This is a genomic window from Streptomyces sp. NPDC093097 (assembly GCF_044754325.1).
Lineage (GTDB): Bacteria > Actinomycetota > Actinomycetes > Streptomycetales > Streptomycetaceae > Streptomyces.
In genome coordinates this window covers 1-14,080 of record NZ_JBIVOW010000004.1, presented here as the reverse complement: position 1 = coordinate 14,080, position 14,080 = coordinate 1, and the positions used below count along the sequence as shown (strand labels likewise).

Here is a 14,080-nt window from a genome sequence, read left to right as displayed (position 1 = left end):
GCTGAGCGCTGCGGCGCTGCGCCGGGCGTTTCGACGGGCGCTCATCGGCGCGCCGTGGGGCCTCGGCTCTCCTGTGGGGTTTTCCCGCTTCGGCTTCCCGCCGTGCTGCCGCCGGTGGGTCCGTCCGCCATGGTGCGGCGCTTCCCGGGCCCCGGCCTCGTCGGTGGCCGTCCGGGGGTGGGCCCGTCCGCCCACGCGTGCTCTTCCGCGGTCCGGGCGCGGGGTGCTCCCCGTTCCGCCGCGATCGTCTGACCGTGCACATGCCCCGTACGCCTGTGGGTACGCGGAGGCCGTTCGGTGACCGTACATCAGGAGACGGGGCATCGCGGGAGGGGGCCCGGGGGAGCGCGGTGTTCCCGGATGGGGCATCGTGTGCATGACCCGTCGGCGGGAGGCGTAGGCAGGAGGAGCGGAGAGACGTGGCGTCGGATTCACCACGCGGCAGCAGCAACGGCAACGGCACCTCGGAGATCCCCGAGGAACGCAAGCCACAAGGGGACGAGGGGCGCAGCGCCTTCACTCCGCCGTTGGGCGTTCCGCTGCCGTCGCCGCCCGAGGAGGAGCACCCCACCTCGGAGTTCGCGTTGCCGGAGGGGCTGCGGGCGGAGGCACCGACGGAGCCCGAGGGCTCGGCGTTCGCCCCGCCGGGGAGCACCACCGGGCAGACCCCGTTCCCGGGGTTCACCCCGCCGCACGGCATCCCGGTGCTGAGCCTGACCAAGGAAGCGCCGTGGCAGGACCGGATGCGCACCATGCTGCGGATGCCGATCCACGAACGGCCGGTCCCCGAGCGGGCGGAGCGCACCGAGGAGGAGGACGGCGGCCCGCCCGTCCCCCGCGTCCTCGACCTGACGCTGCGTATCGGCGAGATCCTGCTCGCCGGCGGCGAGGGCGCCGAGGACGTTGAGGCGGCGATGTTCGGTGTGGCGCACGCCTACGGGCTGGAGCGGGTCGAGCCGACCGTCACCTTCACCCTGCTGTCGATCTCGTACCAGCCGTCGCTGGTGGACGATCCGCTGACCGCCAGCCGCACGGTGCGGCGGCGCGGCGTGGACTACACCCGGCTGTCGGCGGTCTTCCGGCTAGTCGACGAGATCACCTCGGAGGGGCTCAGCCTGGAGGAGGCGTACCGCGGGCTGGCGGAGATCCGGCGTAACCGGCACCCGTATCCGAGCTGGGCGCTGACGGTGGCCTCCGGGCTGCTCTCCGGCGCGGCGAGCATGCTGGTCGGCGGCGGGCTGCTGGTGTTCGTCGCGGCGGCGATCGGTTCGATGCTCGGCGACCGGCTCGCCTGGCTGGCGTCGGCGCGCGGGCTGCCGGAGTTCTACCAGTTCGTGGTCGCGGCGATGCCGCCGGCCGGGATAGGTCTCGTCTTCGCTCTGGCGCAGTCCAACGTGCAGTCCTCCGCGGTGATCACCGGTGGGCTGTTCGCCCTGATCCCGGGGCGGGCACTGGTCGCCAGCGTGCAGGACGGGCTGACCGGCTACTACATCACCGCCTCGGCACGCCTGTTGGAGGTCGGCTACCTGATCGTCGGCATCGTCGTCGGCGTGCTGTCCGTGCTCTACATCGGGCTCCAACTGGACCCGGGGCTCCAGCGGCTCAACCCGGAGCAGGCGCTGCGGCACTACAACGAGCCGCTGGTGCAGACCGCGGCGTCGATGCTGCTGGCGCTGGCGTTCTGCGTGCTGCTCCAACAGGAGCGGCACACCGTCGCGTTCGCCACCTTGAACGGCGGGGTCGCATGGGTGGTGTACGGGGCGCTGACCGCCACCGCCGGCTTCAACGCGGTGCCCTCCACCGCCATCGCCGCCGGGCTCGTCGGCCTCTTCGGCCAGCTGCTCTCCCGGTACCGCTACGCCTCCGCGCTGCCCTACGTGACCGCGGCGATCGGGCCGCTGCTCCCCGGTAGTGCGACCTACTTCGGGCTGCTCAACTTCGCCCAGGGAAACCTGCTGGAAGGCTTTGCCGCGCTGGTCAAGGCCGCCTCGCTGGCGCTGGCGATCGCCGTCGGGGTCAACCTCGGCGGCGAGGTGGCCCGGCTCTTCCTGCGGGCCCCGGTGCTCGCCGAGGCCGGCGGCGGCCGCCGCGCGGCCAAGCGGACCCGCGGGTTCTAAAGGGCCGAGCAGCGCACCGCGACACGGACGACGGGCGGCGCCCAGACGGGTGCCGCCCGTTCGCGTAGGAAAATCAGAGCGCGCCGGCGGGTGTGCGGGGCTCCGGAGAACCCCGCATGCCCGCCGGTTCGGCTCCGGTCGGGTCAGTGCCCGCCCTGCGCCTCGAAGCGCTTGTAGGAGCGCTCGATCTCGGCCTCGGCGTCGGAGCGGCCGACCCAGTCGGCGCCCTCGACGGACTTGCCGGGCTCCAGGTCCTTGTAGACCTCGAAGAAGTGCTGGATCTCCAGGCGGTCGAACTCCGAGACGTGGTGGATGTCGCGGAGGTGCTCCACACGCGGGTCGGAGGCGGGCACGCACAGCAGCTTGTCGTCGCCGCCGGCCTCGTCCGTCATGCGGAACATGCCGATGGCGCGGCACTTGATGAGGCAACCGGGGAAGGTCGGCTCGTCCAGGATGACCAGCGCGTCCAGCGGGTCGCCGTCCTCGCCGAGGGTGTTCTCGACGAAGCCGTAGTCGGCCGGGTAGCTGGTCGAGGTGAAGAGTCGACGGTCCAGGCGGATCCGACCGGTCTCGTGGTCCACCTCGTACTTGTTCCGCGAACCCTTCGGGATCTCGATGGTGACGTCGAACTCCACGGGTGGCTCCTCCATGATCAACACATACGTCTGGTGATTAAGTGTCCCCCACGCAGGTGTGTGGTGGCGAAAGGGGCTGGTCCGAGGTGCCCGAGACCCGAAAGTGGCAGGTCAGATGGCAGTCGGCGCAGCGTTCCGCTCGGGTGGCGGCACGCCGGGCCGGGCGTTCCGCACGTACCGCTGCGCGGTCCGCGCAGCGTGCTGCGCAGGCGACGTCGAACGCCACCTGGCAGACCTGGCAGACCGCACCGCGGCATACGCGGCAGACCTGGCAGCTGACTGCGGTGTCCGCTGCCACCGGTCTGGCGGTCGCGGTCACCGCGGTGGCGGCAGCCGGGCCGTGGGACTCCGGTCAGCGTACGGCCGAGCGGGCCGTGGCGAACCCCGGTCCGGCAACAGGTGGCGAGCATCACGATGACGACCGGGCGCCCCGGCCAGCGCCCAGCGCCCCGGCCGTGCTGACCGCGCTCGGCGGGCCCGTACGGGGTTCCGCGGGCCGCGGCGCGGCGCCGCTCCCCACCGACGCGGGGCTGGCCGACGCGCTGGCGCCGCTGCTGGCGGACCCGGCGCTGGGCTCGCTGCGGACCGCGTCCGTGGTGGACGTCGGGGCCGGCCGGCAGGTCTTCGGCGAGAAGCCGGACGCGCCGGCCACCCCCGCCTCGACGGTCAAGCTCGCCACCGCGGTGGCCGCGCTCTCCCTGCGCGGCGCCGAGCACCGCATCGACACCGGCGTGGTGCTGGCCGGCAAGAACCGGATCGTCCTGGTCGGCGGCGGCGACCCGACCCTCACCGCCCGGGCGGCCCGCCCCGGCCCCGGTGAGCGGCCGGCCAACCTGCGCGACCTCGCCGACGCCACCGCCCGCGCGCTCAAACAGCGCAGGCTCACCACCGTCGGCCTCGGTTACGACGCCTCCGCCTACACAGGACCCGTCCTGCACCCCATCAGCCCCAACGAGAACATCGCCCCGGTCACCCCCCTGATGGTCGACGAAGGCCGCCTCGACGACAGCGACCACGGTCCCGCACCGCGCTCCACCGACCCGGCGGGCGATGCCGCCCGCACCTTCGCGGGCCTGCTCAAGGAGCGCGGGATCACCGTCGACGGCGACCCCGCCGAGGCCCGCGCCCCCAAGAAGCCGGACCGGATCGCCGTCGTCCGCTCCCTCCCCCTCTCCGCCCTCGTCGAGCGGATGCTGACCCACAGCGACAACGACATCGCCGAGGCGCTGGCCCGCCAGGCCGCCCTCGGCGCACACCGGCCCGCCAGCTTCGCCGGCGCGGCCAAGGCGGTGCACGACGCACTGGCCGCCCAGCATCTCCCGCTGGCCGGCGCGGTCTTCGAGGACGGCAGCGGACTGAACCGCGCCGACCGGGTTTCCGCGAACCTCCTCTCGCACCTCCTGCTGCTCGCCGCCGCCCCCAGCAAGCCCGAACTCCGCGCGGTCGTCACCGGCCTCCCGGTGGCCGCGTTCACCGGCACCCTCAGCAGCCGTTACGTGGGCGACACCGCCGGCGCCGGCACCGTACGCGCCAAGACCGGCACCCTCACCGGCGTCAACAGCCTCGCCGGCACCGTCGTCGACGCCGACGGCCGCCTCCTCGCCTTCGCCTTCATGACCACCGGCACCACCGACCCCCAGTCCGCCCAGAAGGCCCTGGACCACATGGCCTCCACGGTCGCCAACTGCGGCTGCCGCTGACCCACCAGGACCGTCCCCAACCACCCACAAACGGGAGGGGACGGGTCTGGGGGGCTGGGGGTGTGTCCGGACGTAGAGCGCAGCAGTCCGGACACACCCCCAACCACCCACAGACCCGGCACCGCGGCCGACAAGCCCCGCGCAGCGGACAACGGCCCGCGCCGCAGGCGCAAGAGACAGCGCCCCCACGGCGGGCCGGCCGACAACGTGGGAAGCAGCCCGCCGCAGGCGATCCGCTACCCCCCGGCGAAACGCCCCCGTACGGTGAACCCATGACGAGCATCGGTGGAACCGAGATGGTCGACTGGAATCTCGCGGTGGCGACCGCGACCCGCTTCGTCCGGCCGGGGCCGGACGTCAGCCGGGACGAGGCACGGGCGATCGTCGCCGAGCTGCGCCGGCACGCCAAGTCGTCCGAGGCACACGTCCGCGGCTTCACCCGGATGGCCCCGCCCGGCGTGGAGGCGGCGCCGGACGGCGACCCGGCCAGGACCGCACCGCCACCCCACGACACCCCCGTCCTGGTGGTGGACCGGCCCGGCTGGATCCGGGCCAACGTCGCCGGCTTCCGGGCGGTGCTCAAGCCGCTGCTCGCCAAGATGGAGGACCGGCGGTCCTCGACGCCCGGTGGTGCGGTGCTCGGCGCGGTCGGCGGCAAGGTCACCGGCGTGGAGCTGGGCATGCTGCTGTCGTTCCTGGCCTCGCGGGTGCTGGGCCAGTACGAGACGTTCGCCCCGGCGTCGCGGGACCTGCCGGCCGGGGCGCAGGGCGGCCGGCTGCTGCTGGTGGCGCCGAACATCGTCCACGTGGAGCGCGAACTCGACGTGGCGCCGCACGACTTCCGGCTCTGGGTGTGCCTGCACGAGGAGACCCACCGGACCCAGTTCAGCGCCGTGCCCTGGCTGCGGGACCACATCGAGGGGGAGATCCAGTCCTTCCTCGCGGAGACCGACATCGACCCGGGGACGCTGCTGGAGCGGCTGCGGGAGGCCGCCCAGTCGCTGGCCGGCGCCAAGCCGGAGGGCGAGGAGCGGGACGAGGGCCGGTCGCTGGTGGACCTGGTGCAGACGCCCGTGCAGCGGGAGATCCTCGGGCGGCTGACCGCGGTGATGTCGCTCCTGGAGGGGCACGCCGACTTCGTCATGGACGGGGTGGGCCCCGAGGTGGTGCCCTCGGTGGCGGAGATCCGGGAGAAGTTCCAGAAGCGGCGGGCCAGCGGGGCGGGCCGGCTGGACCAGGCGCTGCGGAAGCTGCTGGGGCTGGATGCGAAACTGCGGCAGTACCGTGACGGCGAGCGCTTCGTGCGGTCGGTCGTCGAGGAGGTCGGCATGGACGGCTTCAACCGGATCTGGACGTCGCCGAACACCCTCCCCACCAAACAGGAGATCGCCAAACCGGCGGACTGGGTCGCGCGGGTGCACCGCAAGGCCGACGGGACACCGTAAGCGCAGGGCGCGAGCTGGGCACGCCGTGCGGCAGAAGAGCGCCCCTTCAATCACCCTTCTGAGGGACCGTGACCGAGGGATAGGCGTGCAATGCTCGGGGAACTGCTCGTCTCTGTCACCATCTAGACACTCTGTGTGACGAAATATCGTCCACGACCCGAGGCTCGTCCCCCAGCTGAACGATTGGAAACGGACATGGGTCCCCATCCAGCGGTCGCCGCGATACGCCTGGCGGTCCGCCGCGTACTCCACGACGTGCTCAACCACCACTGCGTGCAGGACCGGCACGACGCGCCGCTCGTGCTCGTCGCCTGCTCCGGCGGCGCCGATTCCATGGCGCTCGCCTCCGCCCTCGCCTTCGAAGCCCCGAAACTGGGCGTCCGCGCCGGGGGCGTGACCATCGACCACGGCCTCCAGGAAGGCTCCGACCTCCGTGCCGCCGAGGTCGCCCTGCGCCTGCGGGCGCTCAAGCTCGATCCCGTCGACGTCGTCGGCGTCGAGGTGGGCCGGGCCGGCGGCCCCGAAGCGGCCGCCCGGGACGCCCGCTACGCCGCCCTGGACGCCACCGCCGACCGCCATGGCGCCAGCGCGGTCCTCCTCGGCCATACCCGCGACGACCAGGCGGAGACCGTCCTCCTCGGCCTGGCCCGCGGATCCGGGATCCGCTCGCTCTCCGGCATGGCCGCGACCACCGGGACCAACGGCCGCTACCGCCGCCCGTTCCTGGACGTCGACCGGCAGACCGCCCGTACGGCATGCCTCATCCAGGCGCTGCCCGTCTGGGACGACCCCCACAACACCGACCCCGCCTACACCCGCTCACGGCTGCGGCACGAGGGGCTGCCCGCCCTGGAGAAGTGCCTCGGCAAAGGCGTCGTCGAGGCCCTGGCGCGGACCGCCCGGCTCTCCCGTGACGACGCCGACGCACTGGACTCCTGGGCCGCCGACGCCGCGGCCACGGTGCGCGACGATGCCGGCACCCTCGACGTCGCCGCGCTCTTCGCCCTGCCGGCCGCGGTGCGCCGGCGGGTGCTGCGCCGGGCGGTCGTCGCGGCCGGTTCACCAGCCGGTTCGCTCTTCGCCCGGCACATCGAGGAAGTCGACCGGCTGATCACTGCTTGGAGGGGGCAGGGGGCCATCAACCTCCCCGGGCGCGTCGGTGTGCGTCGGCAGGGTGGCAGACTGGTCATTCGGCAGGGCTGAGCCGCAGGAGAACGAGCCCTGCTGCGTGATCTCGCGACGGTTCCCGTTTCGTGAGCTCCGCGACCGATCTGCACACCGAACCGAGCGAGAGTGGCACGGGTGGACGACAAGGACATGGGCTCCGACCTTCAGTCGGTACTCATCAGCAAGGAAGAGATCGACGCCAAGCTGGCCGAGCTGGCTGCGAAGATCGACGCGGAGTACGCGGGCAAGGACCTGCTCATCGTCGGCGTCCTCAAGGGCGCGGTGATGGTGATGGCGGATCTGGCGCGTGCGCTGTCCTCCCCCGTCACGATGGACTGGATGGCCGTGTCCTCCTACGGCGCGGGCACCCAGTCCTCCGGTGTGGTCCGGATCCTGAAGGACCTGGACACCGACATCAAGGGCCGGCACGTCCTGATCGTCGAGGACATCATCGACTCGGGCCTGACGCTGTCGTGGCTGCTGTCCAACCTCGGTTCGCGCGAGCCCGCGTCGCTGGAGGTCTGCACGCTGCTGCGGAAGCCGGAGGCGGCCAAGGTCTCGCTCGACGTGAAGTGGGTCGGCTTCGACATTCCCAACGAATTCGTCGTGGGCTATGGCCTGGACTTTGCGGAGAAGTACCGCAATCTGCCGTTCGTCGGTACCCTCTCGCCCCACGTGTACGGCGGCTGAGAGCAACCCCGCGCTCACCGGCCGCCGCGGCCGGACGCAGGTCCGGACGGCCCGTGCCACCGGCGGGAACCCTTCGGGGTTTCCCGCCGTTGGAGCAGGAAGAGGGGAATCCCCGCCTTCATTGGTCCCCGTCGGCACAGGCGCCGGGTGACAATGCTGGGGTACCGTCCGAAGGCAGTCTGTTTTCGGGCGAGCAACACACACCGTACGCACGACCAGCCCTCCCGAGGGCGTTGTGCCTCACTGTGGCAGGAGGGACGGGGCCTTACGCGGCTCCGTATGGATGGACGTGAAGCGATACTTCCGTGGGCCGGTCATGTGGATCGTGCTGGCCGTCCTCGCCGTGGTCGTGTTGATGCAGGTCGTCGGCTCGTCCGGCGGCTATAAGACGGTGGACACCGGTCAGGTCGTCAAGGCGATTGCTGACAACAAGGTGAAGTCCGCCGAGCTGACCACCGGCGACGAGAACAAGATCAAGGTCGAGCTGACCGGGGACTACAAGATCTCCGGTTCCAACAAGATCCAGGCCAGCTACATCGGCGACCAGGGCGTTGACCTGGCGAAGAACCTGCAGGCCAAGTACCAGACGGGCGAGATCAAGGACGGTTACACCGTCGCCCCGTCGAAGCAGAACCCGTTCGTCAGCGTGCTGCTGTCACTGCTGCCGTTCGTACTCATCGTGGTTGTCTTCCTGTTCCTGATGAATCAGATGCAGGGCGGCGGCTCCCGGGTGATGAACTTCGGCAAGTCGAAGGCGAAGCTGATCACCAAGGACACCCCCAAGACGACGTTCTCGGACGTCGCGGGTGCCGACGAGGCCGTCGAGGAGCTCCACGAGATCAAGGAGTTCCTCCAGGAGCCGGCGAAGTTCCAGGCCGTCGGCGCCAAGATCCCCAAGGGTGTGCTGCTCTACGGCCCGCCCGGAACGGGCAAGACGCTGCTCGCGCGCGCTGTCGCGGGTGAGGCAGGCGTGCCGTTCTACTCGATCTCCGGCTCCGACTTCGTCGAGATGTTCGTCGGTGTCGGTGCCTCCCGGGTCCGCGACCTCTTCGAGCAGGCCAAGGCGAACGCCCCGGCGATCGTCTTCGTCGACGAGATCGACGCCGTCGGCCGGCACCGCGGTGCGGGCCTCGGCGGTGGCCACGACGAGCGCGAGCAGACGCTGAACCAGCTGCTCGTCGAGATGGACGGCTTCGACGTGAAGGGCGGCGTGATCCTGATCGCCGCCACCAACCGCCCGGACATCCTCGACCCGGCGCTGCTGCGCCCCGGCCGTTTCGACCGGCAGATCGCCGTCGACCGTCCGGACCTGCAGGGCCGGCTGGAGATCCTCAAGGTCCACCAGAAGGGCAAGCCGGTCGCGCCGGACGTCGACCTCTCGGCCGTCGCCAAGCGCACCCCCGGCTTCACCGGTGCCGATCTGTCCAACGTCCTGAACGAGGCCGCGCTGCTCACGGCCCGCAGCGACAAGAAGCTGATCGACAACCACTTCCTGGACGAGGCGATCGACCGCGTCGTGGCCGGTCCGCAGAAGCGGACCCGGATCATGTCCGAGAAGGAGAAGAAGATCACCGCGTACCACGAGGGCGGTCACGCCCTGGTCGCGGCGGCTTCGCCGAACTCCGACCCGGTCCACAAGATCACGATCCTGTCCCGCGGCCGGGCGCTGGGCTACACCATGGTCCTGCCCGACGAGGACAAGTACTCCACCACCCGCAACGAGATGCTCGACCAGCTGGCGTACATGCTGGGCGGCCGCGCGGCGGAGGAGCTGGTCTTCCACGACCCGACCACCGGTGCCGCCAACGACATCGAGAAGGCCACCGCCACGGCCCGCGCGATGGTCACGCAGTACGGCATGACCGAGCGGCTGGGCGCGATCAAGTTCGGCACGGACAACTCCGAGCCGTTCCTGGGCCGTGAGATGGCTCACCAGCGCGACTACTCCGAGGAGGTCGCCGCGCTGGTCGATGAGGAGGTCAAGAAGCTCATCGAGACCGCGCACAACGAGGCGTGGGAGATCCTGGTCGAGAACCGCGACGTGCTCGACAACCTCGTTCTGGAGCTCCTGGAGAAGGAGACCCTGAACAAGGAGCAGATCGCCGAGGTCTTCAAGCACATCGTGAAGCGTCCGGCCCGCCCGGCGTGGACCGGCTCCTCGCGCCGTACGCCCTCGACCCGCCCGCCGGTGCTCTCGCCGCGCGAGCTGGCTCCGGCCAACGGTTCGGTGGCGCCGGTCTCCATGGAGAAGTCGGACACGTCCGAGGAACCGCGTCCGGAGAGCTGAGCCGACGGCCCCAAGGCCCCGGAATACGCGCCGCGCCCCCCAAGGTTTTAGCCTGGGGGGCGCGGCTTTCCGCGTTTCGAGCGGGCCCAGAAGGAACGAGGCACCAATGACGGACCCTGTGACGCTGGACGTCGAGGGCGCGATCGGCACGTTTGACGAGAAGCGTGCCGAGAACGCCGTGCGCGAGCTTCTCATCGCGGTGGGCGAGGACCCGGACCGCGAGGGCCTGCTGGAGACGCCGGCGAGGGTGGCGCGGGCGTACAAGGAGCTCTTCGCCGGGCTGTGGCAGAAGCCCGAGGACGTGCTGACCACCACCTTCGACCTCGGCCATGACGAGATGGTGCTGGTCAAGGACATCGAGGTGGTCTCGAACTGCGAGCACCACCTGGTGCCGTTCGTCGGCGTGGCGCACGTGGGCTACATCCCGTCCACCGACGGCAAGATCACCGGGCTGTCGAAGCTGGCCCGGCTGGTCGACGTGTTCGCCCGGCGTCCGCAGGTCCAGGAGCGGCTGACCACGCAGATCGCGGACTCGCTGATGAAGATCCTGGAGCCGCGCGGGGTGATCGTGGTCATCGAGTGCGAGCACATGTGCATGACGATGCGCGGGGTGCGCAAGCCGGGGGCGAAGACGACGACCTCCGCGGTGCGCGGGCAGCTGCGCGACTCCGCGACGCGGGCCGAGGCGATGAGTCTGATACTGGCCCGCTAGGCGCGCTGCCGGCCGGCCGCCGGCACGGCGAGCTGCGGCATACGTCCTGAGGCGTGAAAGGCGAAGCGGCCCGGGGCCCGTGGCAGGTGCTGCCGGGACCCCGGGCCGCTTTTCCGGGTCGTGCGGGGCGGATCAGGCCTGGAGGCGGCCGCCCATCCACTCCAGGGCGGCAGGGATCTCCCGGCGCCAGGTGTTGAAGTTGTGGCCGCCGCTGTCGAGGATGATCGACGCCACGGTGGACGGCGACTTGGTCTGCTCGATGAACCGCAGGGTGTTCTTGTAGTTGCCCTCGCCGTGCCGGCTGCTGGTGACCAGCAGGTTCACCGGGGCGGCGGGCAGGTGCTTCTGCCGCCACAGGAGGTCGTTCTCCCGCTTGAGCTGGGCGCTGCCGCCGAAGAGGTCGCCGGTGGTGGCGTCGATCGGCGCCTTGTAGTCGCCGGAGAGGGACACCGCGGTGGAGTACGACCCGGGGTTGCGCATGGTCAGCTTCAGGGCGCAGTAGCCGCCGGTGGAGTCGCCCATGATCCCCCAGCTCTTGGCGTCCTTGCCGACGCGGTACTGGCCGCTGATGTCGTGACGCAGGTCATGGGCGAAGAACGTCTCGGTCTGCGGGCCGTCCGGTATGTCCACGCACTCGGTGTCGCGGGGCGGTGCGACCGTCGGACGCATCATCACCAGGATCGTCGGCTGCACCCGGCGCTGCTGGAGCAGGTCGTACTGCGTCTGCGGGTAGTGCAGCTTCTTGTAGAGCGCCTCGGCGGTGCCCGGGTAGCCGGTGAGGATCACGGCCGCGGGGAACTTCTTCTTCGCGTACTTCTTCTGGAAGTACTGCGGCGGCAGGTAGACGTACGCCGGGCTGGCGATCTTGGACTTCTCGCCGCGGATGAGGACCTTGTCCAGCCGGCCGGCCGTCGCCGGGACCGAGGCGCCCTGGATGCTCAGGCGCTCGGTGCCCAGCATCTTGAGGCTGGTGCCGTTCGGGCCGCTCTTGTAGTCGGTGACCACACCCGGCTCCTGCTCCTGGCCGAAGAGGTCGGCCCAGGAGGCGTAGAAGCCGAAGGAGATGTTGGCGAACAGGCCGACGGCCGCGAAGAGCGAGAGCTGGGTGGCGAAAAGGAGGCCGATGCGGCCGAGCACGGCGCGCCAGTTGCCCTTGGAGAGCCGCGGCCAGAGCCAGATCGTGAGAACGAACAGTGCCACCGCGACGAGAACGGCAAGAAGCAGCACTTTCTTGCTGGTGAGACCCATGTGGTGCTTTCTTCCGGGCGGCCGGGCCATCCGGACCGCAAGTGGAACCCCGAGCCCTGTGACGCCGTCATACAGGGCGCAAAAGTCCAGATGCTGCGACTAAGACTCGCACGTTCTCTCGACCGGGGCGACGGGAAAGTGATGTCTAACAGGCTAGATGGGGAAAAGTCGGAGAAGGTTGCGTGGTCTGCGCCACGCTGGCTCCGCGGCCCGCGTCCCACCTCGGTACCGGGGCTGGTGGGGACGGCGGTGGTCGTCGTCGGCCTGCTCAACCTGGCGTCCGGAATCTTCCCACGCTTCCGGCACAGCCGGGTGCACGCGGTGGCCGAGGTGCTGCCGGGGGCGGTGAGCCCGCTGGCGGCCTCCGCCTCGCTCGTCGTGGGCATCCTGCTCCTCCTCCTGGCCCACGGGCTCAAGCGGCGCAAGCGGCGGGCCTGGGCCGCGGCCGTGGCGCTGCTGCCGGTGGGGATCGCCGCCCAGCTGGTGTACCGGCACTCGGTCTTCGGGGCGGTGCTGTCGCTGGGGCTGCTGGGCTTCCTGATCAGGTACCGACGGGAGTTCGCCGCGCTGCCCGATCCGCGCAGCCGCTGGCGGGCGGTGGCCAACCTCGTCGTGCTCGGCGGGGTCAGCTTCGGCATCGGCATGGTGATCGTCAGCTCCCATCCGCACCGGACGATCGGCTCGCCGTCGTTCGGGGCGCGTGCGGAGCACGTGCTGTGGGGGCTCTTCGGCTTCGAGGGGCCGGTCGCCTACACGGACGGCGTCGACTACACCGTGGGCTACTCGCTCGGCGCGCTGGGCCTGCTGACCGTGGCCACCACCGCGTATCTCACCTTCCGGCCCGAGCGCCCCGCGGCCCGGCTGACGGACGAGGACGAGCAGCGGCTGCGGGAGCTGCTGGCCAGGCACGGCGGCCGGGACTCGCTGGGCTACTTCGCGCTGCGCCGCGACAAGGGGGCGGTGTTCTCGCCGTCCGGCAAGGCCGCGGTCTGCTACCGGGTGGTCTCCGGGGTGATGCTGGCCAGCGGTGACCCGATCGGGGACGTCGAGGCGTGGCCGGGCGCCATCGAGCGCTTCATGGAGGAGGCGCGGGCGCACTCGTGGACGCCGGCGGTCACCGGATGCAGTGAGACCGGCGGCCAGGTCTGGACCCGGGAGACCGGGATGGACGCGCTGGAGCTGGGCGACGAGGCGATCGTGGACGTCGCCGACTTCAGCCTCAGCGGCCGGGCGATGCGCAATGTGCGGCAGATGGTCAAGCGGATCGAGCGCAACGGCTACACCACCCGGGTCCGCCGGGTGCGCGACCTGGAACCCGAGGAGCTGGCCCGCGTCCAGAAGGCGGCGGACGCCTGGCGGGACACCGACACCGAGCGCGGCTTCTCCATGGCGCTGGGCCGGATCGACGCCGAGGCCGACGGCGACGCGGTGATCGCCACCGCGCACCAGGCCCCGGCCGAGGGCGAGGAGCCCGGCCCGTTCGGGGATCTGAAGGCGATGCAGCACTTCGTCCCCTGGGGCCGCGACGGGATCTCGCTGGAGCTGATGCGGCGGGACCGCAGCGCCGACCCGGGGATGAACGAGCTGCTGATCGTCGCGGCGCTGCAGGCGGCGCCGGAGCTGCGGATCAAGCAGGTGTCGCTGAACTTCGCGGTGTTCCGCTCGTCGCTGGAGCGTGGCGAGAAGCTGGGCGCGGGGCCGGTGCTGCGGGTCTGGCGGGGGACGCTGGTCTTCCTGTCCCGCTGGTACCAGATCGAGTCGCTCTACAAGTTCAACGACAAGTTCCGGCCACGCTGGGAGCCGCGCTTCGTGGTCTTCCGCAACAGCCGGGACATCCCGCGGATCGGCCTGGCGACGCTCCAGGCCGAGGGGTATCTGGAGCTGCCGCGGGTGCTGCGCCGCAGGAGGGCCGCCGAGCCGCGGCCCTGCGAGCACCTGGAGGAGTCGGTGCTGGCGGCGGGGGCGTTGGAGAAGGTGGCCTAGGTGTTCTGTCCGGGGAGGTTGTGGACAGTGAGCCAGGTCTCGGCCGTGGGATCTTGAACGGGTGAGGGCCTTCCGGGTTCGGTGTGGATTGCGACA

Annotated in this window: 10 protein-coding genes; 8 read left to right on the top strand and 2 right to left on the bottom strand. The window is 71.0% G+C overall.

Annotated features, from left to right (window positions below):
- Window positions 1–419 precede the first annotated feature (419 nt).
- The gene (locus ACIQE0_RS07830; protein WP_402329851.1) at window positions 420–2,117 is read left to right on the top strand and encodes a threonine/serine exporter ThrE family protein; all 1,698 of its coding nucleotides are present in this window, start codon (window positions 420–422) and stop codon (window positions 2,115–2,117) included.
- Window positions 2,118–2,260: 143 nt separating this feature from the next.
- On the opposite strand, the gene ACIQE0_RS07825 is transcribed toward ACIQE0_RS07830, so the two are convergent.
- Window positions 2,261–2,752 (bottom strand): inorganic diphosphatase, encoded by a 492-nt coding sequence (locus ACIQE0_RS07825; protein WP_366332528.1) that lies wholly within the window; start codon window positions 2,750–2,752, stop codon window positions 2,261–2,263.
- 86 nt (window positions 2,753–2,838) lie between these two features.
- Here ACIQE0_RS07825 and dacB point away from each other — a divergent pair, with 86 nt between their 5' ends.
- The 6 genes from dacB (at window position 2,839) to folE (ending at window position 10,753) form a co-directional block, all read left to right on the top strand.
- A complete protein-coding gene (dacB, locus tag ACIQE0_RS07820) occupies window positions 2,839–4,452 on the top strand; it encodes a D-alanyl-D-alanine carboxypeptidase/D-alanyl-D-alanine-endopeptidase (protein ID WP_402329849.1) in 1,614 nt (537 codons plus the stop codon).
- A gap of 272 nt (window positions 4,453–4,724) precedes the next feature.
- Window positions 4,725–5,897, top strand: coding sequence for a zinc-dependent metalloprotease (locus ACIQE0_RS07815; protein ID WP_402329847.1), 1,173 nt, complete (start codon window positions 4,725–4,727; stop codon window positions 5,895–5,897).
- A 195-nt stretch (window positions 5,898–6,092) separates the two neighbouring features.
- Window positions 6,093–7,100, top strand: a complete 1,008-nt coding sequence (gene tilS / locus ACIQE0_RS07810) for a tRNA lysidine(34) synthetase TilS (RefSeq protein ID WP_402329845.1) — start codon at window positions 6,093–6,095, stop codon at window positions 7,098–7,100.
- A 114-nt stretch (window positions 7,101–7,214) separates the two neighbouring features.
- A complete protein-coding gene (hpt, locus tag ACIQE0_RS07805; RefSeq protein WP_366332526.1) occupies window positions 7,215–7,754 on the top strand; it encodes a hypoxanthine phosphoribosyltransferase in 540 nt (179 codons plus the stop codon).
- A gap of 283 nt (window positions 7,755–8,037) precedes the next feature.
- Window positions 8,038–10,041, top strand: a complete 2,004-nt coding sequence (ftsH, locus tag ACIQE0_RS07800) for an ATP-dependent zinc metalloprotease FtsH (protein ID WP_366332437.1) — start codon at window positions 8,038–8,040, stop codon at window positions 10,039–10,041.
- Between the two features lie 106 nt (window positions 10,042–10,147).
- Window positions 10,148–10,753 (top strand): GTP cyclohydrolase I FolE, encoded by a 606-nt coding sequence (folE, locus tag ACIQE0_RS07795; RefSeq protein ID WP_366332436.1) that lies wholly within the window; start codon window positions 10,148–10,150, stop codon window positions 10,751–10,753.
- A gap of 132 nt (window positions 10,754–10,885) precedes the next feature.
- On the opposite strand, the gene ACIQE0_RS07790 is transcribed toward folE, so the two are convergent.
- Window positions 10,886–12,001 (bottom strand): alpha/beta hydrolase, encoded by a 1,116-nt coding sequence (locus ACIQE0_RS07790; protein ID WP_402329844.1) that lies wholly within the window; start codon window positions 11,999–12,001, stop codon window positions 10,886–10,888.
- Between the two features lie 141 nt (window positions 12,002–12,142).
- On the opposite strand from ACIQE0_RS07790, the gene ACIQE0_RS07785 reads away from it, so the two are divergent.
- A complete protein-coding gene (locus ACIQE0_RS07785; RefSeq protein ID WP_402329842.1) occupies window positions 12,143–13,984 on the top strand; it encodes a phosphatidylglycerol lysyltransferase domain-containing protein in 1,842 nt (613 codons plus the stop codon).
- The last annotated feature ends 96 nt before the right edge of the window (window positions 13,985–14,080 follow it).

Coding starts and splice junctions, on each gene's coding strand:
- ACIQE0_RS07815 (WP_402329847.1), top strand. CDS start 4,725: ATGACGAGCATCGGTGGAACCGAGATGGTCGACTGGAATCTCGCGGTG.
- tilS (WP_402329845.1), top strand. CDS start 6,093: ATGGGTCCCCATCCAGCGGTCGCCGCGATACGCCTGGCGGTCCGCCGC.
- hpt (WP_366332526.1), top strand. CDS start 7,215: ATGGGCTCCGACCTTCAGTCGGTACTCATCAGCAAGGAAGAGATCGAC.
- ftsH (WP_366332437.1), top strand. CDS start 8,038: ATGGACGTGAAGCGATACTTCCGTGGGCCGGTCATGTGGATCGTGCTG.
- folE (WP_366332436.1), top strand. CDS start 10,148: ATGACGGACCCTGTGACGCTGGACGTCGAGGGCGCGATCGGCACGTTT.
- ACIQE0_RS07790 (WP_402329844.1), bottom strand. CDS start 12,001: ATGGGTCTCACCAGCAAGAAAGTGCTGCTTCTTGCCGTTCTCGTCGCG.
- ACIQE0_RS07785 (WP_402329842.1), top strand. CDS start 12,143: ATGTCTAACAGGCTAGATGGGGAAAAGTCGGAGAAGGTTGCGTGGTCT.